This window comes from Streptomyces camponoticapitis, assembly GCF_014646115.1.
In the GTDB taxonomy this organism is placed as follows: domain Bacteria; phylum Actinomycetota; class Actinomycetes; order Streptomycetales; family Streptomycetaceae; genus Streptomyces; species Streptomyces camponoticapitis.
This window is the reverse complement of sequence record NZ_BMMV01000078.1, coordinates 1-658: the sequence shown is the minus strand read 5'-3', so window position 1 is coordinate 658 and position 658 is coordinate 1. Positions and strand designations below refer to the sequence as shown.

Here is a 658-nt window from a genome sequence, read left to right as displayed (position 1 = left end):
ACCGTCACGGGCCGGCCGAGCCGTTCGCTCAGTCGGGTGACCAGCCGCACAGCCAGGAGTGAGTGTCCGCCCAGGTCGAAGAAGCTGTCCTCGGCGCCGACCGTGGTCACGCCGAGGACTTCCGCGAAGACGTCGGCCGCCGTCTGTTCATCCGGTGTCCGGGGGACGCGGCCACCCGATGTTTTCGAGATCACCGGTTCCGGCAGGCGCGCGCGGTCGAGCTTTCCGTTCGACATCATCGGCAAGGCGTCCACCACCATGAACGACACCGGGACCATGTAGGCGGGCAGTTCGCGCGCCACACCCTGCCGAATCCGCGCGGTGTCGACGGTGTCCTGCGCGGCGGGTTCCACGTAGGCCACCAGCCGCCGGTCTCCCGCGTGCTCGAACACCGAGACCGTAGCCCGGCCGACACCGTCCTGACGCAGTACCGCCGCCTCGACGTCGGCGAGTTCGATGCGGTATCCGCGTACCTTGACCTGGCCGTCGATACGGCCGAAGAACTCGAGCAGGCCGTCGCCGCGCCACCGTACGAGGTCCCCTGTCCGGTACATCCGGGCCCCCGGATCGCCTGCGAAGGGGTCGGGCACGAACCTCTCTGCGGTCAGTCCCGGCTGCCCCACGTAACCGCGCGCGACACCCGCCCCGCCGACACACA

The 658-nt window shown here is 69.8% G+C and carries 1 protein-coding gene; it reads right to left on the bottom strand.

The features are described from left to right. Positions 1 to 590, bottom strand: a 590-nt coding sequence (locus IEY79_RS37125) for a phosphopantetheine-binding protein (protein ID WP_373292708.1), incomplete at its 3' end; no start/stop codon positions are given. Positions 591 to 658 lie beyond the last annotated feature (68 nt).